The 25,019-nt window shown below is 39.6% G+C and carries 19 protein-coding genes; 7 read left to right on the plus strand and 12 right to left on the minus strand.

Annotated elements, in window-relative coordinates:
* The first annotated feature begins 333 nt into the window (after positions 1-333).
* Positions 334-1,107 carry a DUF928 domain-containing protein gene (locus tag AC2D3N_RS15810; protein WP_484691450.1) on the plus strand — a complete coding sequence of 258 codons (774 nt, stop codon included), beginning with the start codon at positions 334-336 and terminating at the stop codon, positions 1,105-1,107.
* A 32-nt stretch (positions 1,108-1,139) separates the two neighbouring features.
* Positions 1,140-3,404 (plus strand): CHASE2 domain-containing protein, encoded by a 2,265-nt coding sequence (locus tag AC2D3N_RS15815; protein WP_079681578.1) that lies wholly within the window; start codon positions 1,140-1,142, stop codon positions 3,402-3,404.
* A gap of 81 nt (positions 3,405-3,485) precedes the next feature.
* Here the strand turns inward: AC2D3N_RS15815 and AC2D3N_RS15820 are convergent, their stop codons facing one another.
* The 7 genes from AC2D3N_RS15820 to fraC all read right to left on the minus strand — a co-directional run bounded on the left by AC2D3N_RS15820 (position 3,486) and on the right by fraC (position 9,803).
* Positions 3,486-5,147, minus strand: a complete 1,662-nt coding sequence (locus AC2D3N_RS15820) for a CocE/NonD family hydrolase (RefSeq protein WP_079681579.1) — start codon at positions 5,145-5,147, stop codon at positions 3,486-3,488.
* A gap of 93 nt (positions 5,148-5,240) precedes the next feature.
* A complete protein-coding gene (locus tag AC2D3N_RS15825) occupies positions 5,241-6,749 on the minus strand; it encodes a methyl-accepting chemotaxis protein (protein ID WP_484691451.1) in 1,509 nt (502 codons plus the stop codon).
* A gap of 78 nt (positions 6,750-6,827) precedes the next feature.
* Complete coding sequence (locus AC2D3N_RS15830; RefSeq protein WP_484691452.1) at positions 6,828-6,956, minus strand: hypothetical protein; 129 nt, start codon at positions 6,954-6,956, stop codon at positions 6,828-6,830.
* Positions 6,957-7,029: 73 nt separating this feature from the next.
* The gene (larE, locus tag AC2D3N_RS15835; RefSeq protein ID WP_079681638.1) at positions 7,030-7,851 is read right to left on the minus strand and encodes an ATP-dependent sacrificial sulfur transferase LarE; all 822 of its coding nucleotides are present in this window, start codon (positions 7,849-7,851) and stop codon (positions 7,030-7,032) included.
* Between the two features lie 34 nt (positions 7,852-7,885).
* A complete protein-coding gene (locus AC2D3N_RS15840) occupies positions 7,886-8,659 on the minus strand; it encodes an ABC transporter permease (protein ID WP_079681581.1) in 774 nt (257 codons plus the stop codon).
* Between the two features lie 54 nt (positions 8,660-8,713).
* Positions 8,714-9,295, minus strand: a complete 582-nt coding sequence (locus AC2D3N_RS15845) for a DUF5357 family protein (RefSeq protein WP_079681582.1) — start codon at positions 9,293-9,295, stop codon at positions 8,714-8,716.
* Between the two features lies 1 nt (position 9,296).
* Positions 9,297-9,803 carry a filament integrity protein FraC gene (gene fraC / locus AC2D3N_RS15850; protein ID WP_484691453.1) on the minus strand — a complete coding sequence of 169 codons (507 nt, stop codon included), beginning with the start codon at positions 9,801-9,803 and terminating at the stop codon, positions 9,297-9,299.
* Between the two features lie 145 nt (positions 9,804-9,948).
* Here fraC and AC2D3N_RS15855 point away from each other — a divergent pair, with 145 nt between their 5' ends.
* Positions 9,949-10,182: a hypothetical protein gene (locus AC2D3N_RS15855; RefSeq protein WP_079681584.1), complete on the plus strand. Its 234-nt coding sequence runs from the start codon at positions 9,949-9,951 to the stop codon at positions 10,180-10,182.
* 46 nt (positions 10,183-10,228) lie between these two features.
* Here AC2D3N_RS15855 and AC2D3N_RS15860 read toward each other — a convergent pair whose 3' ends face one another.
* Positions 10,229-12,031 (minus strand): two-component system response regulator, encoded by a 1,803-nt coding sequence (locus AC2D3N_RS15860; RefSeq protein WP_079681585.1) that lies wholly within the window; start codon positions 12,029-12,031, stop codon positions 10,229-10,231.
* A gap of 57 nt (positions 12,032-12,088) precedes the next feature.
* On the minus strand, positions 12,089-12,973 hold the full coding sequence (locus tag AC2D3N_RS15865) for a fructosamine kinase family protein (protein ID WP_079681586.1): 885 nt from the start codon (positions 12,971-12,973) through the stop codon (positions 12,089-12,091).
* A gap of 205 nt (positions 12,974-13,178) precedes the next feature.
* Here AC2D3N_RS15865 and msrA point away from each other — a divergent pair, with 205 nt between their 5' ends.
* On the plus strand, positions 13,179-13,817 hold the full coding sequence (msrA, locus tag AC2D3N_RS15870) for a peptide-methionine (S)-S-oxide reductase MsrA (protein ID WP_079681587.1): 639 nt from the start codon (positions 13,179-13,181) through the stop codon (positions 13,815-13,817).
* Positions 13,818-13,992: 175 nt separating this feature from the next.
* On the opposite strand, the gene AC2D3N_RS15875 is transcribed toward msrA, so the two are convergent.
* The 3 genes from AC2D3N_RS15875 to AC2D3N_RS15885 form a co-directional block, all read right to left on the minus strand.
* Positions 13,993-15,789, minus strand: a complete 1,797-nt coding sequence (locus AC2D3N_RS15875; protein ID WP_484691454.1) for a caspase family protein — start codon at positions 15,787-15,789, stop codon at positions 13,993-13,995.
* Positions 15,790-15,942: 153 nt separating this feature from the next.
* Positions 15,943-16,899, minus strand: coding sequence for a DNA-methyltransferase (locus AC2D3N_RS15880; RefSeq protein WP_484691455.1), 957 nt, complete (start codon positions 16,897-16,899; stop codon positions 15,943-15,945).
* A 123-nt stretch (positions 16,900-17,022) separates the two neighbouring features.
* Positions 17,023-18,543: an Eco57I restriction-modification methylase domain-containing protein gene (locus AC2D3N_RS15885; protein ID WP_079678345.1), complete on the minus strand. Its 1,521-nt coding sequence runs from the start codon at positions 18,541-18,543 to the stop codon at positions 17,023-17,025.
* A 273-nt stretch (positions 18,544-18,816) separates the two neighbouring features.
* Between AC2D3N_RS15885 and AC2D3N_RS15890 the strand changes: the two genes are divergently transcribed.
* From AC2D3N_RS15890 to AC2D3N_RS15900, 3 genes are read left to right on the plus strand one after another with little or no spacing between them, the layout of a single operon-like run.
* Positions 18,817-19,701, plus strand: coding sequence for a DUF4347 domain-containing protein (locus tag AC2D3N_RS15890; protein WP_484691456.1), 885 nt, complete (start codon positions 18,817-18,819; stop codon positions 19,699-19,701).
* Positions 19,619-23,035: a beta strand repeat-containing protein gene (locus AC2D3N_RS15895; RefSeq protein WP_484691457.1), complete on the plus strand. Its 3,417-nt coding sequence runs from the start codon at positions 19,619-19,621 to the stop codon at positions 23,033-23,035. Before AC2D3N_RS15890 ends, AC2D3N_RS15895 begins: the two co-directional genes overlap by 83 nt.
* 47 nt (positions 23,036-23,082) lie before the next feature.
* Positions 23,083-24,975 carry a calcium-binding protein gene (locus tag AC2D3N_RS15900; protein WP_484691458.1) on the plus strand — a complete coding sequence of 631 codons (1,893 nt, stop codon included), beginning with the start codon at positions 23,083-23,085 and terminating at the stop codon, positions 24,973-24,975.
* Positions 24,976-25,019 lie beyond the last annotated feature (44 nt).

Raw genomic sequence — 25,019 nt, forward strand, 5'->3', positions numbered from 1 at the left:
CTATTTATTTGAGTTCAGGAATCTAATCTTTATACAACCTCCTCGGTAATCTTTTAGGTGTCTTTTTTAAAATAATACTGCTTAGAATAGCTTATCATATCTTTGATTGATCGTGGATTGACCTCAATCCCAGATTTCGCAGGTCTGCGTGAAAACAGCAATATTTATAGCCTTTTGGCAACTTCTGAAGTGATTCAACAGTCTCGGAGGAGTAAGTCCCCGTCATCTACTGATTTGGTGTGGAAACTCACCAAAAAAGAGGGCATAGATTTTTTGATCCAGATATTGCATCTTAGGGATCATTACAATAGATATTTAAAGAGGCATAATCTCATGGTTATCAAGTCTGTTGGTTTTTTGAGTCTGATTTTAGGCATTCTGTTACCGACCACCGCGAGTCTAGCGACTATGGCTCCACCGGTGAGCAATCCCGTCAATACCCCCATGCAAATCAGTTTGAAATTTCCGCCCCCACCCGATGGAGATGGGCCAGTGAGTACGGCTGGGGGAGGAACCCGAGGGGGCGAAACCCTTTCTGCCAGTGAGTGTGGCATAGGAAATACAAAAATGACCGCCTTAGTCCCCAGTCAGAAGACTTTAACGGTTTCTGCTCATCCCACATTTTTTGTCTATGTTCCCGAATCTAAGGTAAAAACCGGTGAATTTGTTCTGATTAATCAACAGGGCAAAGATGTTTACACGACGGTCGTGCAACTCCCTTTAAAACCGAGTATTTTACAGATTCAACTCCCTGAAACTGTAAGTTTAGAAACTGGAAGTCAATATCAATGGATGTTTTCGATTACCTGTAGAACAGAAGAACAAGAATTTATTGATACATTGAAGGTTTCTATTCAGCGAAATGAACTCAATCCTACATTCAAAAATGAAATAGAAAAAGCTCAAAGCCCCTTAAAAAAAGCTGAACTTTATGCTCGGGAAAACCTCTGGCAAGATACCTTAATGATCATGGCTCAGTTACGAAACGCTGAACCGGAATTATGGAAAGAGTTTCTCACTTCTATTAAAATTAATCAACAGATTGCAGAAGCTCCCTTTGCACCAGAAACAACGGTAAGTAATTCCGATCATCAATCTAAACCCTAGAAAGGTAAAGCATATATTCTAAAATAAGCTTAATGAGGGCAAAAATCAGACAATTAGTGTGGGAGTGGCGTGGTGTTTGGATTACAACCCCAGTTATGGCAGGTTTGGTAATTCTACTGCGTTTTTCCGGGATTTTACAGTCCTGGGAATGGGCTGTTTATGACCAATATATGCGTCTACGTCCCCCGGAACCCAGGGATGAAAGGATTGCGATTGTAGGGTTAGATGAAGCCGATATGAAATATATTGGCCAAGGTTATGTCCCTGACCAGATTTATGCTCAATTAATCAAGAAATTGGTCGCCATGAAACCCACGGTTATTGGCTTAGATATTTATCGAGATTTACCTTTTGAACCCGGTCATAAACAGTTAATTAAAATCTTAGCAGAAACTCCTAATTTACTAGGAATTGAAAAAGTTGTAGGGGATAAATCCTTAGAATCCGTCGCGGCACCTCCAATTTTAAAAGAAAAAAATCGAGTAGCAGCCAATGATTTAATTTTAGATGAAGATAATATTATTCGACGGGCATTATTAGTAGTTAAAAATGATCAAAAACAACCAGTATATAGTTTGGGGTTGTTTTTAGCGATGTTTTATTTAGACGCTCAAGGGATTGCACCGGAAATCGTCCCGGGAACTAATAATTGGTGGAAATTTAAAGATACTATTTTTAGACCCCTGACTAAAAATGATGGGGGCTATGTGCGGGCTGATGCTGGAGGATATCAAATATTTTTAAATTATCGGGGATATAATCGTAGTTTTGAGATCGTTTCTTTTCAGGATATTTTAACCGATAAACTGCCTAAAGATTGGGGAGAAAATCGAATTATTTTAATCGGTTCCGTCGGGGAAAGTTTCAAAGATTTAATGTCTACTCCCTATACATTATCTGCGAACCAACGCATGGCCGGGGTGGAAGTTCATGCTCATATTGCCAGTCAAATTATTAGTGCAGCCTTAGATAGTCGTCCGTTAATTAAGACGTTACCCGATGCTTTAGAATGGATTTGGATATTTATTTGGTCGGGAACCGGAGCAATTTTAACCTGGAAATTTCGGGCAACGGCTAAAGTACAATTATTAATTATTCGACAAGTTTCAATTTTAATTTTAGCCACGGGAATTTTACTAGGAAGTACCTATCTTTTCTTTATCCAAGGATGGTGGATTCCGGTGGTTCCTCCCTTTTTAGCTTTAACGGGTTCAGCCATCGCCATTACCGCTTATATTGCCCGTTCTGCTTCGGATATTAGGAATATTTTTGGCCGTTATTTGAGCGCTGAAATTGTTTCTAATTTATTAGAAAGACCCGAAGGTTTAAAACTGGGGGGAGAGCGCCGAAAAATCACCATTTTAACCTCGGATTTACGCGGATTTACGGCTCTTTCTGAACGTTTACAGCCTGAAGAAGTGGTTAAAATTTTAAACTTTTATTTATCCTCCATGGCTGATGTGATTACCACCTATCAAGGAACCATTGATGAGTTTATGGGGGATGGAATTTTAGTTTTATTTGGTGCTCCTACTTTACGGGAAGATGACGCTCAAAGGGCGATTGCTTGTGCGGTAGCGATGCAATTAGCCATGGAAAGGGTGAATGAACAATTACAAAAGTGGAATTTATCTCCTTTAGACATGGGAATTGGGATTAATACGGGGGAAGTTGTGGTGGGAAATATTGGTTCAGAAAAACGCACAAAATATGGGGTTGTAGGAAGTCAAGTTAATTTAACCTATAGGATTGAATCCTATACAACCGGAGGACAAATTTTAATCTCTGAAATGACATTAAATCAAGCGGGTCGGGATTTAATTAAGATTGAAAATCAAAAATTAGTTCAACCCAAGGGAGTCAAAAAGCCGATTACTATTTATGAAGTGGGAGGAATTTTAGGGAACTATAATCTATTTATTTCTCAACAAGAACAGCATTTTTATCCGATTCCGACTCCTATTTTATTACAATATTTTATTTTAGAAGGAAAACATATCAGCGACAGTATTTTAATGGCAAGTTTAGTGGAATTATCGGAAAAAGGAGGTTTAATTATTACAGAGGCAAATAATGATATTATTCCTGGGGCATTGGCTAATTTAAAACTTAATATTAAATTAGAATCAGAACAATGGAGTGATGATATTTATGCAAAAGTCCTAGAAAAATCGGCGGAACCGGGAGCTTTTTATGTGGGGTTTACGGCTAAACCTCCAGAGGTGGAAAAATATCTGAATCAACTTTATCAAAATATTAATGTGTTGAAAGTTGACCCCCCTAGCCCCCCTTGTTAAGCGAGGGAAATGGAACTTTAAAATGAACCTTTTTAATGGGAGATTTGATAATCCGGTTACCCCTAGATTACCAAGGGGGGGCTAGGGGGGTGAAAGATTTGATAATATAATTTTTGAGGGGAAATTACCCCCAGAATGAATCGTTAACGTGATAATTTCATGCTCCATTAAATGGGTTTGATTGAGAGGTTTTTCAGTTCCCGAGTTAACGGGATAAGCTGGAAAACAAGCCCCACTGACACTTAAACGTAAACAATGGTTTTGAAGAATTTTAATACAAGTAGGCTGCAATTTAATTTGATAATAATTTGTATTTTTATCTTGACTAAAATCATTATTTGTGTTAGATTTAATGGGAGTAATTCGTTGATATCCTTGACTAAAATTATAGACAGTTCCATCTGGTTTAACTTCTGATAAAACCGCACATAAATCAAACGTCGGTTTGTCTGCTGTACAATAAATTTCTACCGCTAAATCCCCGGCTAAATGTAAATCTTGGCTCAAGGGTTCCGAGGTATAAGTAACAATATCACTGCGACAATCTAAGCTAGAACGGTCAAAGGAACCCGTGGGATACATGGCATGACCTCCGAGGGCGGGAACTGGACGCCAAGGGTCATGAACAAAGACATCTTCTTGAGAATTATTAGGACAATTTTGCGTTAAAATTCCCCCATCTTCTCGTAAATTTGCTAGTCCATTGGTTGATAAATAATAAATCTGGGAGGGCGATGACGGCCATTGTTGAAATTGTCGCCATTCTTGACTTCCCATCTCAAATAAACAAACCTGATTTTGATTAAAAATTGGGTTTTCTTTGCCTTTTAAAAAAGTATCAAACCATTGAATTTGGAGGCTATCAATAAAGGTTGATGCGGTTAACCCATAATTCACAGACCCGACCTTTCTCCCCCAGGGAAGATGCGCCCAAGGGCCAACAATTAAATATTGGGAGGAGGGACTACGCTTGACCATTTCTTGATAAAAATTAATTGTTCCTCTTAAATAGGTATCAAACCATCCTCCAATATGCAGCATTGGTAAGTCTAAATTATCTAATTTGGGAGATAAATTTTGCCAATATTCATCGGGTTGATCATGGGCTAACCATTCATGATAAAATGAATCTGGATCGTAGATTTTTAACACATCTGGACTAGCAGGAATGGGATCAAAAAAAGGTAAATTTCGAGAGGCTTGATACAGAGAATTATAGGCTATTTCATCCCTTTTTAATCGGGCTGTTTCGGCAGAAATTTGAACCGCCCATCCTAAGTTGGCATATAAACAAAAAGCCCCCCCTTCATAGGCCCAATCCCTATATAAATCATGACTCATCATCGCCGGACAAATGGTTTTTAATGCTTTCGGGCGACCAGAAGCGGCATAAATTTGAGTTAATCCTTGATAGGAAAATCCATACATTCCCACCTGACCGTTACTATTGGGAAAATTAGCAACCCAATTAATAGTATCTAACCCGTCCTCTATTTCATGGGTAAAAAGTTTAAATTCGCCTTCCGAGGTTCCCCGTCCTCTCACATCTTGAATAACTACAATATAACCCCGTTGAGCATACCATTTTGGATGGGCATAAACAACGGTAGAGGCGATCGCTCTCCCATAGGGTTGTCGCATTAATAAAACGGGTAATTTTTCCTGCGTATCGGGTCGATAAATGTCCGCATCTAGTCGAATTCCATCCCGAGTAATGAGGGAGGTTGTTTCTTTAATAATCATCTTTTTCAGTTATTAGTAAATAAGTCAGGTAATGAGTAATGGGTTATAGTTATCAATCAACTATTAACTCTTAGACTGATAACTGATGACTGATTATTGTGATGTTTCTTGGACAATATCTTTCAAATCAAAAGCAGCATCACTGAGTTTTTGAATTCCGAGCTTAATTTGACCCATACCCAGACTACTATCCTGAGCATTTTTATTGAGATTATTCATCGCCACAACAACTTGTTGAATGGCTACAGCCTGTTGTTTAGAATTTAATGAAATTTGCTGAGAACTCTGAACAATATTACTCAGTTCTATGGACATTTTATTAAAAGCAGAAGCGGTTTTTTGGGCTAAATCCAAGGTATTTACCACACTTTTAATTCCAGCTTCGGTGACCGCTCCGGTTGAATTATTAGATTGTTTAATTCCCATCACTAAGTTATTAATTTGATGGGCAGATTTTTGACTTTCATCGGCTAATTTTCTGATTTCTGAAGCCACGACCGAAAACCCTTTTCCATATTCTCCGGCTCGAACAGCTTCTACGGCGGCATTGAGCGCTAACATATTAGTCTGATTGGCTAAATCACCCACCAATTGAGAGATATTCCCAATTTGATTGGTTTGTTCACTCAGGCGTGAAATTTGTTCTGCGATGGCTTCAACTTTTTCTTTCATTTGGTTCATTTCTACCAAAGTTTGCTTCACTAATTCATTGCCACTTTCTGCTAAGTTTAAAACCTGTCTGGCTCCTGATGTTGAAGTTTCCGCCTGTTCACTGGCTTGTTTTGCCGAAAATTCTAATTCATCCATCGTGCGAGTCGTTTCATTTACCGAACTCGCTTGACTACTGGTGATTTGTTCCTGTTGGTCAACAGCAATATTAATTTCTAAGGAAGAATGATCAATGGCATCAATGGCTTGAGTAATTTTACGACTCACTAAGGAAGAAATTAACCAAGCAATAATAAAAGCGGTTAACGCTGAAATAATGGAACCCAAAACCAATAAGTTGATTGCATTTTGTAGCGTGTTTCTAGCTTGAAGATTTTCTGCATTCAGTCTTGTGATTTCTGTCTTATTAAAGTCAGAATTAAGGGTTAAAAAATCTAAAAGAAGTTTACTACCTATACCAGTTTTAAAAATCTCCAAAGCTTCTTTTTTCTTTCCCTGTTCCAACAAACTAGCTAACTTATTTTGATGTTGATTATAGTTTTTTGCGATTTCTTTCATTTGTTCAAATCGTTGTCTTTGTTCGAGAACAGTAATTATATTATCCACACTATTACTGGCTTCCTGGAAACCCTGCCAACTTTGTTGATATAAGTCTAAATATTGTGGTTCTTCAGTAATAATATAACCTCGACTATTGGCGACCATATTACTCCCAGATAACGCCATTTGATCCGTGTAAATAATACTTTTTTGGACATTTTCTACCTGGTTAAATGCCTCAAATACCTTACTGGCATTGGCATAAACAATATAGGTAGAACCCGCAAACATAAAAACGGGAATTGCATAACCAAAAAGCATCTGAGTTCTGAGTTTAAATTGACTCAATAAATGCTTTTTATCTCCGAGGTTTTTGTCAAAACTATTAGTCATTTTCTTAACTCCTAATCTCTGATGATTTTTAGAATAATTTGATTGAGTATAGATTACTATATTTTTATCATTAGCAACCTAAATTTTATGGATCTTGAAAAATATCCCATTTTGCAAAGATTCAATCGGAAACCCATCAATTTTAGTGTCTTGAGGACTAATCCGATAAGTTGGATAGTCTTTAGGAGATTTGATAATCGGAATCATACAATGCTGTATCATTTTACCTCTTTTATGGGGTTCATAATTGGGGTTTAGGGTTCACTAAAATAGAGGGTATTTAGGTGCTAATTACTTCTGAAGGTAAGACTTGATTGAGTTTTCCGCTTCGATATCCCTCTAAATCTAAAGTAACATAAATAAACCCAAATTCTTGGAAAGTTTGCACTAATTTAGGCAGTTCAATAATTAATACAAAGTCTTTAATTTCTTCTGGGGATAATTCGATGCGAGCGGTATCTCCCTCTGAACGAACTCGCAGATTTTTCCAGCCTAATTTTCTTAAATACACTTCTGCTCTACCCACCCGTTGTAATTTAGAAATTGTAATTTCTTCTCCATAGGGAAACCTGGAACTTAAACAGGGTTGAGCGGGTTTATCCCAAGCTTTTAAACCGAGGTATTTAGAAATTTCTCGGACTTCAGTTTTGCTAATCCCTAATTCCGCTAAAGGTGAACGAACTCCTCTTTCTTTTGCTGCTTTAATTCCTGGGCGATAGTCGCGTAAATCATCGCTATTCACTCCATCAACAATATAGGGATAACCCCAGCTTTGAGCTAAGGGTTTTAGAGTATCATGGAGTTCACTTTTGCAAAAATAGCAACGATTAACTGGGTTTGATGTATAATTAGAATTAGCCATTTCTTGGGTCTGAATTTCTTGGTGTTGAATCCCAATTTCGGCCGCTTGAATTCGAGCATCTTCTAAGTCTTCTGGTAATAGGGAGGGAGAAACGGCGGTTACGGCTAAAGATTGATCTCCTAATACATCATAGGCAATTTTAGCGACTAGGGTACTATCTATTCCTCCAGAATAAGCGATTAATGCCCGTTCCATTTCTTGAAATAGGGCTTGAAGTTGTTGTAATTTTTCTAGGGCTATCATGGTGAAGATTAAACCTAATTCTCTAATTTAACTAAAATTCTCTCTGCCAAAAAATTGCAATGGACAGGGATAATAGAAGAACCATATAAAGGATAGCATAAATCCCATTAGTTATTAGCACTGAAGATGGGGGTAAGTAACCATAAATGGCTTCATTTTTCAAATCCAATCTTGCTAAATCAGGTAAGATCATGTAGGTGGCTTTCATCATTTGTTCTAAGGTTGGGTTTTCGCTAATTTTTCCCAAGGCGAGTAAGTCACGACTGAGACTTCCCATTGCATAAACACCCAGGGTTAATAAACTTGCGAGCAGTGAACTGGTAAATACTCCTAATAAAATGCCGACCGCCGCCACTAAAGAGAGTTGTAGCCACATAAATATAAAAGCAATACTTAGAGAGACGAAGGGGTAGGAAATTTTATTGAAACTGAGAATTCCCAAAAATAGCAGGGTCATCACCAAGATTAAAACTGCAATAAAAGCCGAGATCCCAAAATGTTTTCCGATAATTAATTCCGCCGGACTGACGGGTTTAGAAACCAGGAGATAAACCGTTTTCTTGTCAATTTCTTTGTTAATCAAATTAGCACTCACAAAAACTGTAATCAGTAAGCCTAATAAATTAATCATGGCGATGCCAAAATCCAGGGTTATTTTGTTTTCTAACCCGGCGGAAACTTCAGGAAGTAAACGAATGGAACCCATCAAAAATAAGGCAAAAAGACCAATAATATAAAGAATACGGTCACGAACAACTTCTAAAAAAACGTTACTGGCAATGGTAAAAATTCGGTTGAAATTCATCTTGATTTCCAGATTATTATTGTAATAAGGTTTGACCAAAAATAAGCAATATCCTTATTCCTGTTTCATTCCCAGAAAGAAATAGGATTGAAACTCTGGGTTGATTTTAGCAGAATCCGGCTGTAAAGTCTCCGGTGTAGGAAGAATATTCGGAACCCTTGGTAACCAATTTTCCACGCGCAAAGAAAATTCTATCCAACAGTAAATATTAATGTGGATTAGGAAAATAATAATAAACCCCATACGAACCAACGGCGGGGGAGACTGGATTTTAAATTTATCTTGAATAAATTCCAGAATAAAGATTAGACAGGCTGCGATGAGTGGCCAAGATTTCAAGGCGAAATTAGGTTTAGTTATTTCTGTCTTTTGATATATAATTAGACATAGTAAGAATGAAGTAATCCAAGGACTTAAGGAAATTCTCCCAATTATAAATGGAGGTTCATTAGTTCGGATACTAATAGCAACCGTTAGCATTAATAAACTCAGAAGTGCCAAACTATTCCTGGTATCTTCATTATTAATTACGAAAACAGATGCCGTCCAAATGGCAATACTGATCAATATAAACGTTCTCCATTCTAAGGGATGGGAGGGTTTAATAATATTTAAAATATTAATTAGTTTTTTCATTTTATTTTAAAATCAATAATGTAAATACCAATCCTAAGAACATAAAATAACTTAAAATATGTGCTAGTAATATTATTCTAAAATCTTTGTATTGTTCGGACATTTTAATCCGTTCTTCTGAATTTCCTGAAAATACTTTACTGATTTTAGTAAAGTCCGTGCTTAATAAAAACCGGAGGGTTTCAAAGCCTATCCATTTAATTAATAGTAAGAAAGTAAAATTAAAAACCGTTAATAAAAAGATAACGAAGGAGGTTGTATCAAGCTGTTCTACCAACAAATAATCAATTAATTGTTTTCGAGCTTCCAATGGTAATACTGCTTCTGCATTTAAAACAATAATCCATTCACAGGCACTTGCCAACAAATTGAGAGCCATTGTATATTGTACACTCAATTTCGGGGAGATATTGAAACTTTTTTGGAAAATCCAGGCTTCAACAGTAATAGAGATTAAAAGCCGAATAATTCTTAATAAAATAACTCTTAATATAGTTCTGACTGGCATATATAGTAGGGAAAGTAGGCAAGAAGCAATAGGGCTGCAAACCAGATTATATTTTTAAGCATACTCTGATTTTATCCGATATTCTATACTGTTCATTGTTTACCCATAACTGATAACTCTTACACCGATAACTGATTACTGATATATGAATCATCCAATTCCCACAAACCCCCAAGAAATGATGGCTCTGCGACAACAACCTGTTACTGACGAGTTAGTTGTAACGGCGTTGGCAGGAGTCGTAAAAATTGCGCGTTCCCGTCAACAATCATTAGAAGATCTGAAGGCTGAGGTTTTAGCCGATGATAGTCTACTGAATCGAGAACAGCGAGTGTGGTTAAGTGAATTAGTCAGCCATGCTTGGCAATCTTTACCCTAGGAAAAAATTTAGGGTTTTTAGAAAAATAGAGGATAGGGAATCATCATTACCACTGAGGATCGGAGAAAAGCAGAGTTTCTGTGGCTTCTGCATCCAAAGGTTGGGCGAATAGATAACCCTGAGCTAATTCGCAACCTAAAAGCCTAAGAAGGGATAATTGTTCTGGCGTCTCAATGCCCTCAGCTACCACACTCATTCCTAAATGATGGGCGAGATTGAGAATGGCTTGAACCACCTCTAAATTTTTTCCCATCGAATCTAAGTTACTAATAAAAGAGCGATCAATTTTAATGATATCTAAAGGAAATCGGTGTAAATAACTCAAGGAAGAATATCCCGTCCCAAAGTCATCTAAACTTAACTGAATTTTACGCTCTTTGAGTTGTTCAAATAGCTCTGATGCTAATTCGGGATTATCCATAATGGCACTTTCTGTAATTTCTAATTTTAAGTTTTTACTATCTAATTTCAAACTCTCAAGAACTTGATCAATTTCTTCAATTAAATTACCTTGAGAAAACTGTTTAACCGATAAATTTACACTCATGGTGATGTCAAAAACTTCCCCTCGTTTAGCAGATTGTTCTTGCCATAATTTGAGTTGACGACAGGAGTGTTCTAATACCCAAAATCCTAGGGGAACAATTAAACCAGTGGCTTCAGCAACGGGAATAAAATGATCCGGCGAAACTAAGCCCCCTTGAGGATGTTTCCAGCGAACTAAGGCTTCAAAACTACTAATTTTTCCCGTTAATAAACAAATAATCGGTTGATAATAAACAATAAATTCTTGACGTTCAATGGCACGGCGAAGGTCATTTTCTAACTGTAAACGAGTTAAGGCGCGGGTGTGCATCTCTCGATTGAACACCTGATAACGGGCTTTTCCTAAGGTTTTAGCTTGATACATCGCCGTATCTGCATCCCTGAGCAAATGTTCCGGCTGTTCGTACTCAGAATTTCCTAAAACAATCCCAATACTGGTATTAATAAAAACTTCATGTTCATGGAGTGAAAAAGATTTGCTTAAAGCCTGTTGAATTGTTTCCGCTAATTGGGTGGCTTCATCAACGGATTCAATCTTTTCTAAAAGGACAGTGAATTCATCCCCTTCAAATCGAGCCAAGGTATAATTATGATTAATACAATTGCTTAATCTTCTCGCCACCGCCTTTAAAAGTTGGTCTCCAGCTAAATGTCCCAAGGAATCATTCACCACTTTAAAATCATCACAATCGAGAAATAATACCGCAAATTGAGAGCTAGAATAGGTGCGGGTATAAGCCAAAACTGCCATCAATCGTTCCATAAAAAACACTCGATTCGGTAAACCCGTAAGTGCGTCATGGGATGCCATGTGTAACAATCGTAAATTGGCTAGTTCTAGTTCCTTCGTTCGTTCTCTGACCCGTTGTTCTAGTTCTGTATTTAATTTTTGAATTTGTAATTTTGCCTCTTGTAAATTGAGTTGATTTTTGATTCTAGCTAAAACTTCTCGAATTTCAAAAGGTTTAGTAATATAGTCCAAACCGCCTACTTCAAAAGCTTGAATTTTATCAAAAACCTCATTTAATGCGCTTAAAAAAATCACAGGAATATCCCGGGTGCGTTCGGAAGATTTTAACTGTTTACAAACTTCATAACCACTCATTTGAGGCATCCGAATATCTAATAAAATTAGATCCGGTGGGTCAGCAATCGCCCCCATAATCGCAGCCGAACCATTAATAACACAGCGAACATCATACCCCTGTTCTGTCAACATTGCTGACAACAGATATAAATTATCGGGTGTATCATCAACAATCAAAATACTGGTGGGTGGGTGATCGGGTTGAGCGTCATTCATCAGAAAAGACTATAAATACAAGAGAAAATAAGTGGTCAGTGCTGGTTGAGTTAAGGTTTAGCGCAAAATTTCTTCAATCATCTGATTAGCTTGTCTACCATAGCTCCCCCCAAATAAGTTAAAATGATTTAGGATATGGTAAAGATTATAAATCATTTTACGACGCGCATAACCAGAATTTATCGGAAAAATCGTCTGGTAACCTTGATAAAAATGAGGAGGAAACCCGCCAAATAATTCAGTCATGGCTAAATCAACTTCTCGATCTCCAAAATAACTAGCTGGATCAAAAATTACCGGTTCTCCTGCTGAAGAAATTGCCGCATTTCCTCCCCATAAATCCCCATGAACTAAGGAAGGTTGAGGAGTATAATCAGCTAATAAATCTGGAATTTTTTTGAGTAATTTTTCTTCCTGATCAAAATATCCTCCTCGCCGTTTAGCTAGTTTCAATTGATAGCCAATTCTATGTTCTTGCCAAAATTCAATCCAATTATTTGTCCAGGTATTAATTTGAGGTGTGGAACCAATTGTATTATTAATTTCCCAGCCAAAATTTACACACCCAGGATAATCCTGTTCCGGTGTCCAGCGATGTAGTAACCCTAAGTTTTTTCCCATTTCTTCCCAGGCTGAAGGGTCATTTTTTCCGGCTAAATTCAGCCATTCTAAGACTAAATAAGCGGAATTTCCTAACCCTCCCCAACAAATGACTTTAGGAACTCGAATAGTATGGGTGTTCCAAATTTGTTGAACTCCTAAAGCCTCGGCCTCAAACATTCCCACTTGACTTATTTGATTCAGTTTAATAAAATAGTGGCGGGAACCTTGACTAATTTGATATCCTTGATTGATGCACCCTCCACCGACGGCATGGCGATCGCAAATTTGAAATGGTTCTCCCGTAGCTTGACTAATTTGTTCAGCAATTTGATCCCACATCATATCTGAAAGTTTTTTGAACTTTAGTGATTTTTCTGGTTTTATTGTATCAAATTAAAATAATCAGAATATTAAAATCATTAACGGGATTCATCCAAGAATAAATTATCAATCCTTAAAAACTGAGTTTCTAGTTGGGCAAAAACCACGATAAAAACGCTAACATTAAGGAATGTAAAGCTATATTTCACAAATCCACTCAATTATGCACATCTTTGGACTTGGTAAAAAACTGAAAATGCCTTCGGCTTCCGACGCCTTACCCGGACGCAAGCAAGTCATGTCCGTACCCGACAAACACTATGTCAATGGTAATCCCCTCAAACCTCCCTTTCCCCCAGGATTGGAAATGGCGATGTTTGGGATGGGCTGTTTTTGGGGAGCAGAACGTCGGTTTTGGCAGCAGGAAGGGGTGTTTAGCACCTCTGTGGGGTATAGTGCCGGATTTACTCCTAACCCCACCTATGAAGAAGTTTGTAGCGGCTTAACGGGACATAATGAAGTCGTGTTAGTGGTTTATGATCCTAAAGTGATTAGTTATGAACAATTGCTGAAAGTCTTTTGGGAAAGCCATAATCCGACTCAGGGAATGCGTCAGGGTAACGATGCTGGGACACAATACCGTTCAGGAATTTATGTTTATTCCCAGCAACAAGGGGAATTAGCTGAAGCCTCCCGTGACACCTATCAAATTGCTCTGAAGCAAGGGGGTTATGAAACAATAACCACTGAAATTCTACCAGCACCGGAATTTTATTATGCAGAAAGTTATCATCAACAATATTTAGCTAAAAACCCCAATGGCTACTGCGGTTTAGGAGGAACCAAAATCAGTTATCAGTAATCAGTTATCAGTTATCAGTTTAAGAGTTGTCAGTTTAACAGTTAATCATTTTGTTAGTCTTTAGTTTTTGTTTTTTTAGTTTTTACTTAACAATCTAAAACTATTAAAATACTAACTATTGACTGATAACTGATGACTGATTGCTAATTACTGATTGCTAATTACTGATTACTAATTACTGATTCTTTTTCCAATCAGCGATCGCTTTCTGAGCCGCATCATAGGCTGATGTATTTTCGGGAACTAACTTAGCTGCTTCAATAGCATTAGCATATTGTTTTTTCTTAGCCCGGGATTGAGCAATTTCCCAGATTTGATCTGCCCATTGATTGATTAACTTCTCAGCCTCCAAATATCCAGGCTGATCCGCCGGAATTTTTTGGACAAGACCGATGGCATCACTATAGGATGAGGCTTGACCGGGCTTAATTAAAGCCTTAGCCTGGCTCATAATTCCTTGATTATTGTTCAGGATTTTTAACTGAGCTTCCCACTCCTGAAGTTGTTTTTGTCCCTGTTGATAAATCTCAGGATCAGCGTCAGGCAGCAACTTGATCGCCTCCACCGCTCCTTGCCAATTTTGACTCAGGGCGCGCCCTTGGGCAATCACCAGGATCGTTTTACTCCACTGTTCAATATCCCCTTGGGCTTCCTTGTACTGCGGATCACTCGCCGGAATTTGTTGAACGATGGCGATCGCCTTACTAAAATCAGAAGCGGAAGCATCTTTTAACAGGAGTTTCGATTCATCCAACAATTGAGCCGGACTTGCAGGAGTTGGAGTCGGGGGTGTGCTTTCCGGTTTTGTGGTCGCGGGCAGTGGTTTGGGAGTTTTAACCACCGTTGAAGTCTCAACAGAAGACTTAGCGGTTTTTTGACCTAAAAATATCGGTTTATTGGTTAGAAACACACCCAGCAACAGTACCAGCGCCGTTGCGCCACTCCAAAGAATTAACCGTTGTAAAAATGAACTTTCTGTCATAGTGTCCTCTGTTGAACTTGCAGGCGGTTGGGAGTTCATCTGAACTACAGAATTTGGAGGATTGGGGGGTAAATTTCCGGGTTCGACGGGTTCACCTGTCGCAGAACCCCGATCTCCATTTCCTTGATCAGAGGATAGGGATAATTTCAGTGGATCTTCCGATACGGTCGCAGTCCCATTTTGGTGAGATTCTACAGTTGCCATATTTATTTCTCTAATACCATTGGAAAGATTAATAGCCACCTGACGACTTTCAGGTAAAAGTACCTGCTGGAGTTTAGAGGCTGGATAAACTGCAAATACGGGGTTTTGTCGGGGTCTTAAATGTTGTTCCGTCACTTCAGGTAAACGTTTCTCCAGTCCATGAATTAATGAATCTGAAGTTGAAAATTGTCCGGCTTTTAACCCTTCCAATAATACGGAAGTAAAGAATCCTTGGCGCAAAGCCGAAGTTTCCCTGGACAACTGTTCGGGCTGACAAGATAAAATCGTCGGAATTTTTAATTTTCGGGCGATTTCAGCCGTTTGAATTCCGACACTTTCCCCCGCGTGCGCCCCCTGAGCGCGGTTAATATCCAGCAACACCAAAATTTTATCGGTTGCTGCGGCTTTAAAATAGTCAAATAACTTTGGAATGGGAATTCCCGTTGTTTCTAACTGAGTCGGGTTACCGTCAATTGGTAATAGATAATCCTGTCCCCCCTTGGCGAACCCATGACCACTAAAGAAAAACCAAAGGACATCCTCCGGGCCAAGTTGCTCTTTACAGAAAGACTCTACCCAATCTAAAACATTTTCCCGATTGGGATAGGTAGACATCTTCGACACTGGAGGCGAGTGATCGCAGAGCAATAAACTCTGATCACGAGGAAATCCGGCAACATCAACCAAATATTCATAAATAGCCTCTGCATCCTTTTGGGCATAATTCAAGGGTTGCAGATATTGATATTGATTAATGCCAATGGCAATACAAATATAGCGTTTCATCGCTTATGCCCCATAAATTTCTAGTTTTACAACACTTAACTTAAAACCCCATCATACATCATTACAGCAATATCTATCGCAGTGTGCAAAGAAATTAGGACATCAATAAGATCTTTAAATTCGCTCCTGAAAAATGACTTTCCATAAAGCTCCCTATTTCCCGTTATATTTGCTAAACACTGGATGGGACTCAAATTCAGTTTCGTTTAATAACTTAAAGGAGACAAAATCAGAAAAAATATCGGGTTTGATTTTGGCAATATGCTGATCTAAATAGCTATTCAAATCAGTAGAAAGATCATTTGCTATACTATGTCTTCCTTCTTCTATACACACTCTTGTTGTTACTCCTGAACCTGCGAAAAAATCAAGCACAACAGAACCAGGGTAAGACATCGCCCGGACAATTCTTCTAATTACTTCCGTTGGTTTTTGGGTGGGATGTCCTACCCTTTGCAGGGAATTACCATTCAATCTTCCAATCTCCCAAACATTAGTCGGATTTTTTCCTTTCTCAACATTCTCAGGATTTAGTCTTTTATCTTTTAAGTAAAGTGCTTTAGTTTCTTGATCAAAAGGTATACGAACTGCATCTAGGTCGAAAACATATTTTTTTGTTTTCGCAAACCAGGCTATTTCCTCATGACGATTAGCAAAGAATCGATGGGCACTCATACCATTTTTATAATACCAAATAATCATATTCACTAATCGCATCTTACTATGATGACGCATATACATCATAATTTCTAGTAAGTCACCACTTCCGGCTTCACTTTGATATTGAAATCCACCAAATATAACAATATTTCCCGTCTCAGATAGAACTCTCTCGCTCTCTATCAACCAATTAGATGCCCACTTAATATAATTATCAAAGTTATCCCATTCCGCGAGATTTATATTATAAGGAGGATCACAAACAATCAGTTGAACCGAGTTTGAGGGAATCTTTTTAAGCAGTTCAAGACAATCGAGATTCATTACTGAATGAACGGTTTCTTGATATTCTTTAACTTCAATTTCTAGTTCAGAAGTGTGAACCCCCTTACGTTTTCTTAGGGCATTCATTCCCATAAGTCGTGTATTTCTGTGCGATCGGTTAGCCATATTTTTTCTATAGATAAGACCAGTTTTAGTTAGGTTAGTGTTTACAACTTCTTTGTATCTTTGTGTTTAAATTGAATTTTATTTTTATAATAATACCATTAATAATTTCTATATACATCGCTTTTATTCAGATATTTTAGCACCATATACCTCATAAAAGTATTGATTCAATTCTTGTAAATTTTCCTCGTTAACAACATTAGATTTAGATAATATTACCAGCTTTTTTACTTCTTTTGATATTTTTTCTAATAACGAGTTTCCTGGTATAATCAAAGGTATTTTCTTAATATAATTTGCGGAATTATTAGTGCTTATGTTAATAGTTCTAATCAGATTATTACAAATTTTGCTATTAAAAAAACCAAGTAAATAGTACATTAAATCTTGATAATCTTGGCGGGGAAATATTCCCACAATAGACTGATCAAATAATCTCCCATCAAGTAATGATCCCGTAATTGAAGAAGATGATATCATCGGTACAGCAATTCCCTGACGGAAATAAAATTGCGAATTCTGAAATCTGGCTTTTTGCTTATTAGTAACTGTATAATCATAAACTGCTTCTTCCCCCCAGTCCATAAACCATTCTGATTGTTTGTAGAATCTTTGATTACCACCCTTGACAATCGGAACCCAATAACAATTATTTTTAATTCCATTCAGAGGTGGATTAATAGAAAGATCATCTTTACAGATCCTATGATCCTCTACAATAGCATATTTTTTAGTCCCCCTAGTAACAGATGGCGATCGCCTTAAATACTTGCCATCATTCCCCGAATAAAAACCCGTGACCACAAAACAAATATCACCTATTGTCATATTATCAGAACTCATAACTTGAGAAATCCAGTCTTTTGAAAACAGAAAAAAAGCCTGGGATGGATTGTTAATAAGTTGACGGTAGGAAAGTCTACAAAGTTCATAATTTTTCTTGGCATTAGTTAATAATTTCGTTAACTCTGACGGTGAATGCAGACCATTATATACAGGAAAATTGTAATCAATATTAGGTTTTTCCTTAACAATAGATATTATACTCAATCCCGCATAGCCAAAGTTGACACCCGGGAAAAAATCCGAAGGAAAAAGCGTGATTGATTCTATTTTATAATTACTAATAATTTCTTTTCGCAAACCTTGATGCTGATGGAGTGATAAATAGGTATCGGGAATAATAAAAACTAGGCGTCCGTCCTGTTTTAATAATTCCAGCGTTTGAATTAAAAATAAACCGTAGGTTTCCTTGGCGTATATATGAGGATATGCTTTTTTTAATTGTTTTCTCTTTTCCGGTGATTGATAGGCTCCATAGGGTGGATTAGCAATCACTCTATCAAATTTTTTGTTAGTGTTTGCCAGGATAAAATCTTGATGTATAATCTCAATATTTTTTAAGTAATTATATTTGATATTTAACTGATTTACAGCATCAATATTCAACTCATAGGCGGTAATTTCTGGAGTTAATCCTTGTTTTAATAACTCGTCAATAAACACACCCTCACCCGCACAAGGTTCAAGCACAGACAGATGAGAATTACATTCGAGAAGTCCCACCATATAGGAGGTAATATGATGACAATTCGTGTAATAGGCTTGGAACTGATCTTGCTTTCTATTTGTGGGAGCTACCATGATTGAAAACTGCTATATTTATATTTTATAATCTAAAAAATTAATTAATAGTTTACTGAGGCGAACATCCACACCTTGCTGATTGCCCTTATGTTTTCTATTTTAAGCGTGACGCCATGATCGTTGTGGCTACGCCATCACATCCCATCCCATCGAATTTACATTAATACATAAAAGTACACATAAATTCACAAAATTAATTAATATTTGTTCTGATTTTTAATAGTTTAATTGAAAATTGATAGACTCAAGAAACCAGATTGGGTTATCCTAATGCAAACACTAAACCAGACTAACCTAGCTTTTCAATCTTCAAATAAGCAAATTATTTTCATTGACTCCTCTGTAGAAAACTACCCAAGCTTGATCACAGGAGCAAACAAGAACACAGAAATAGTCATTTTAGAAAAAGACCGTAGTGGCGTAGAACAGATCACACAGGCACTCAGAAGCTGGTCAAATATAAAAGCCTTGCACATAGTTTCTCACGGTAGCCCGGGCAGTTTACAACTCGGTTCAGACATTTTAAATAGGGAAAATTTAGACAGTTTTAATAGTCTACTCCAGCAGTGGGGAAAAGCCCTAACAAAAACCGCAGATATTTTGCTTTATGGGTGTGAAGTAGCAGCAGGAGAAACAGGAGAAAAATTTATCAGGTGCCTGAATAAAATTATTGGAGCCAACATAGGAGCATCCAGCAACAAAACCGGCAACGTCGCCCTAGGAGGAAACTGGAAATTAGACAAAACCATCGGGTCAATTGAAACCCCCCTAGCTTTTTCAGCAGTCACAATAGAAAACTATGCCGGAGTGTTAGCAACCGCCAACTTCGATGTGAGCTCAATCTTCACCGAGGATGTCATTGTTAACTACACTGGTGGAGTTACAGACACCACCCAAAACGGCATGAGCACATCGAGTGAAACCCTAATCACTCAGTCCTTTGCCACCTTTAAAGTAGGTGCTAATGGTAATGGTTTACCCGACAACGGCTCTTTCGCCGCCAGCACCTACCATCCCGCAATTCAACTCGGCTACAGTAACACCAGTAACGGCAACAACGCCAAAGTTCTCAGTGCCAACAATACCAGCTTTACCTTCAACCCACCTGTTCGCCACCAGTGCAGATGGTACAGCAGGGATAGAGGTAAAGTTTAACTATAGCGATGGCACTAATCAAACCAGCACAGCCAATGTGCCTGACTGGTTTGACACTATTACCGAATCCGCTAACACATACTATCTGATTGATGGGACAGATCGGAGCTTTGATTTAACAGGGAGCAGCTATCATGATGCTAACACGGTCGCCCTGTACGGGCTGAAGTTCGCTCCCAACCAAGACAAAACTCTCAGTAGTATTACCTTCACAAAAACCAGTGGTTCCACGGTTAACAACTGGGTAAGCTTTTTTGGGGCTACGGGAGAGTACAACAACGCCCCCGTCCTGAATGGGGCTAACGTCTCTAGTTTAGCAGCCATTAGCGAAGACCCCACAACCAATTCAGGGACATTAGTTTCCACCTTCTTAAGCAGTGGTTTTACCGATGCCGATAATAATCCCAGTGGCATAGCAGTCACCAGTTTCAGCAATACCAGTAATGGAACTTGGCAGTTTTCTAGCGATAACGGTAGCAATTGGACAACTTTCGGGGCAGTAACAGATAGTTCGGCAACTCTTTTAAATAACACAAATTTAATCCGATTTGTTCCCAATGCTAACTTTAACGGCAATGTCAGCCTCACTTATCGGGGGTGGGATAGCACCAGTAGCAGCAATGGACAAACGGGTGTGAATGTCAGCACCAATGGAGGAATTACTGCTTTTAGTACCGCCACAGCCACCTCTAATTTAAGTATTACTAACGTTAATGACTTACCTACAGGAAATGTTAGTGTTACGGGTACAGCGACACAAAACCAAATTTTAACCGCCACGAATACCTTAGCGGATGTTGATGGTTTAGGTACTTTTAATTATCAATGGCAAGAGTCAGCAGATAATGGAGTCACCTGGACTAATATTAGTGGAGCGACTAATAATACTTTTACCTTATCTCAGACACAAGTTGGGAAAAAGGTACAGGCAAAAGTTAGTTATACTGATTTACTAGGGACAGTAGAAACTATTAATAGTAGTCCGACTTCTGCGGTGGCTGCACTTTTGAATAATGTTCCTACAGGGAATGTTAGTATTACGGGGACAGCGACACAAAACCAAATTTTAACCGCCACGAATACCTTAGCGGATGTTGATGGTTTAGGTACTTTTAATTATCAATGGCAAGAATCAGCCGATAATGGAGTCACCTGGACTAATATTAGTGGAGCGACTAATAATAATTTGACCTTATCTCAGACACAAGTTGGGAAAAAGGTACAGGCAAAAGTTAGTTATACTGATGGATTAGGGACAGTAGAAACGGTTAATAGTAGTCCGACTTCTGCGGTAGCTGCACTTTTAAATAATGTTCCTACAGGGAATGTTAGTATTACGGGGACAGCGACACAAAACCAAATTTTAACCGCCACGAATACCTTAGCGGATGTTGATGGTTTAGGTACTTTTAATTATCAATGGCAAGAATCAGCCGATAATGGAGTCACCTGGACTAATATTAGTGGAGCGACTAATAATAATTTGACCTTATCTCAGACACAAGTTGGGAAAAAGGTACAGGCAAAAGTTAGTTATACTGATGGACTAGGGACAGTAGAAACTGTTAATAGTACACCCACAGCTACCGTTACTAATGTCACTGCCAATAACCATGCTCCCGTATTAGATAATACCAACTTCACCTATAGCCTCACCCCTATTAATAAGAATGACAGCAACTCCAGTGGGGATGCTGTCGGGAATATTATTCCAACTTCGGGTATTAAAGAAAACACCAAGGTCTCCCTCCCCAGTGTTTCCTATAGTTCTGTCACCACCGCCGACTTCGACAAAGATGGCAACATCGACATCCTGCTCACGGGCTCAGGCATCAGCAAAATCTATAGCAACAACGGCAGTGGCGGTTTTAGCGAAAATACCAAGGTCTCCCTCCCCGGTGTTTCCTATAGTTCTGTCACCACCGCCGACTTCGACAAAGATGGCAACACCGATATCCTGCTCACGGGCGAGGATAGTTCGGGTAGCCCCATCAGCAAAATCTATATTAACAACGGCAGTGGCGGTTTTAGCGAAAACACCAACGTCTCCCTCACTGGTGTTAAAGCTAGTTCCGTTACCACGGCGGACTTTGACAAAGATGGGGACACCGACATCCTGCTCACGGGCCTGGATAGTTCTAATAGTTCCATCAGCAAAATCTATAGCAACAACGGCAGTGGCGGTTTTAGCGAAAATACCAGCGTCTCCCTCCCTGGTGTTTCCTTTGGTTCCGTCACCACCGCCGACTTCGACAAAGATGGCAACATCGACATCCTGCTCACGGGCTCAGGCATCAGCAAAATCTATAGCAACAACGGCAGTGGCGGTTTTAGCGAAAACACCAAGTTCTCCCTCCCCGGTGTTGACAATGGTTCCGTCACCACCGCCGACTTTAACAAAGATGGCAACACCGATATCCTGCTCACGGGCGAGGATAGTTTATGGAACTACATCAGCAAAATCTATACCTATCTTTTGCCGAGGATATCCGATGTAGACACCACTACCATCACCGTAGCCATCGCTATCACTGCCGCCAACAATAACGGCACCTGGCAATATTCCACCGACAACGGCACAACCTGGACAAACTTCCCAGCCGTCAGCAACAGTAACGCCCTATTATTAGATGCAGGTAACAAAGTCCGCCTCCAACCCAACGCCAACTACAACGGCACTACTACCAACACCTTTACCTTCCGCGCCTGGGATCAGTCCACAGGTACAGCCGGAAGTACAGCCGACACCAGTATTAACGGTGGTACCACAGCCTTTAGCACCAACACCGCCACCGCCTCCATCACCGTCACTACCATTAACAATGCTCCCACTGCCGCCGACAAAACCCTAAGCGTCAAGGAAGACAACAGCTACACCTTTACGACGGCGGACTTCGGTTTTAGTGATATCGACACTACAGACACGCTAAAATCAATAAAAATCACCCAACTGCCTACAGTGGGGACATTACAACTCAATGGCAATGCTGTCAAAGCTAACCAGGTGATCACTGCTACTGATATCTCCGAGCTAGTCTTCACCCCAGTTGCCAATGCCAACGGTAGCAGTTATGCCAACTTCGGGTTTACCGTTAATGACGGCATTATCGACAGCCTGACAGCTAATAAAATTACAAATGACCGTCCGATCTTCTTTGTCAAATCAGGGAATGTGAGTTTTAAGAACCTTACCCTCAAAAATGCAGTTGCTAAGGGAGGCGATGGCTATAACTCCGGTGGCGGTGCTGGGATGGGAAGAATAATGACCAAGGTTTACCCACCTCACCCCCAACCGTCACCACGAGCAGTGATACCACCTTTGAAAATAACCTAGAGGTTCCACAGACCAAAATTCAAGCTGCCTCTGGAGTTAAAGTTAAAGTGGATATAAAAGATGGCAATATCAAAGTTCAAGATGGCCCCATTGCCGGAGCGACCCTGTTCTTTGATGGCAACCTCAACCGCACCCAAGATAGCAATGAACCCAGTACCACCACCGACAGTGCTGGCAACTTTACCCTCGACATTCCCGATAGTTTCGACCTCAATAGTGACGGGTTTATTGATGCGGGTGAAGGAGAGTATGTCGCCATTGGCGGTACAGATGCCATTACCGGACAAGCCTTTACTGGCAGACTGCGGGCAGTTCCCGGTTCTACGGTAGTTACCCCTCTGACTACCCTAATTTCTGCCATCGTCGATACCGGGGCGCTTCCAGAAGAATCCGAAACCCAGGTCAAAACCGCTTTGGGACTTCCCAGCAGTATTAACTTAGCCACCTTTGACGCGATCGCGGCAGCCCAAGCGGGTTCGAGTGAAGGTTTAGCGGTGTTAGCGGCACAGGTGGCAGTGCAAAACCTGATTAGCCAAATTAGTAACTCCCTGCAAACGGTTATCAGCATTAGCAACAATGGCTTAGATGCTCTGGTGACAGATAACCTAGCCCAACTCCAGCAAAGTGGCAGTGTTAATCTCAGTGATAGTACGATAATTCAAACTTTGATTAGTAACACCGTTAGTAATATAACCAATATTTCAGCAGAGGTAAACCCAGACAATACTATTAACCTAGAGGCAATTACCAACAATATCAGCCAACTGTCAGAAGTGATTGCCGCCAGCAACCAGCAAATTCTCACCGCCACCACCACGGATGGCATTTTCCAAGCCCAAAAAGTCGCCCAAACCAGCGTCACCCAGGATTTAATCGCCGCCTTCAGTGGCACAAAATCCTTCAGCGAAGTGGTAGCCAATAATACCGGAGAAGCCTTAACCGCTCAAATTGCTACCGCCACCATTGATACTTCTGTGATTGACCAACCCTCAACAGATAACCCTGGAGGAATCGTCATTGATAACGGTAACATTGACCCAAATCAGCAGGTGATTAATAGTACCGGAGTTAGCTCAACCAATCAACTGCATCCCACAACCAATAACACCGCTACTCCTAACCCAACGACGGCTAATCCCTCATCCCTGAGCGCCCCCATTGAACAGTTCATCGCTCAGAAAAATCTGACCTCTGTTCCTGTGAGTAATCCCCCCGATGACCTGCTCTTAGGAGATGAGCGTCCCAACTCCCTCAGCGGCGGTGTTGGTCAGGATACCTTACTTGGTTATGGCGACAATGATTTCCTCTCAGGAAACCCAGGTCAAGATGTGATTTATGGTTTCCTCGGAAACGACCTGATTTATGGTGGAGCCGATGAAGACTGGGTGCGAGGCGGTAAGGACAATGACTTGATTTTCGGAGGTTTAGGAAACGATACCCTCAGTGGTGATTTAGGCAATGATACGGTATTAGGAGAAACTGGAAACGACCTGTTAGTTGGTAATGTCGGAGATGATCTCTTGTCGGGTGGTTCAGGAAACGATAACCTTTATGGTGGCGACGGTAAGGATCTGATTCATGGCGGTCAAGGCGACGATCTTGTAGATGGAGCTAATGGGGATGATTTCATCACAGGAGATGTAGGTAATGATACCCTGAATGGTGGAGTCGGAAGTGATTCGCTGATCGGGGGTCAAGGAGCAGATATCTTTATGTTAAATCCGGGTGAAAATGCTGATTTTATCCTAGATTTTGTCGGAGGTGAGGATCTGTTAAAATTGACCCAAAATTATAGTTTTAATCAGCTTACCATCCTGCAAGGCAGTGGGACTCAGGCGGGAAATACCTTGATTCAAGTAGCAGCTAACAATGAACTTTTAGCCACTTTAATTGGTGTTCCTGCTAACTCAATTACCGCTAATTCTTTTACCCTTAATTAACGCATAAATCCCGAAATCCGGTTTCTTGAAGAAATCGGGTTTCT

It is taken from the genome of Planktothrix sp. PLAVEN19ND (assembly GCF_057220675.1).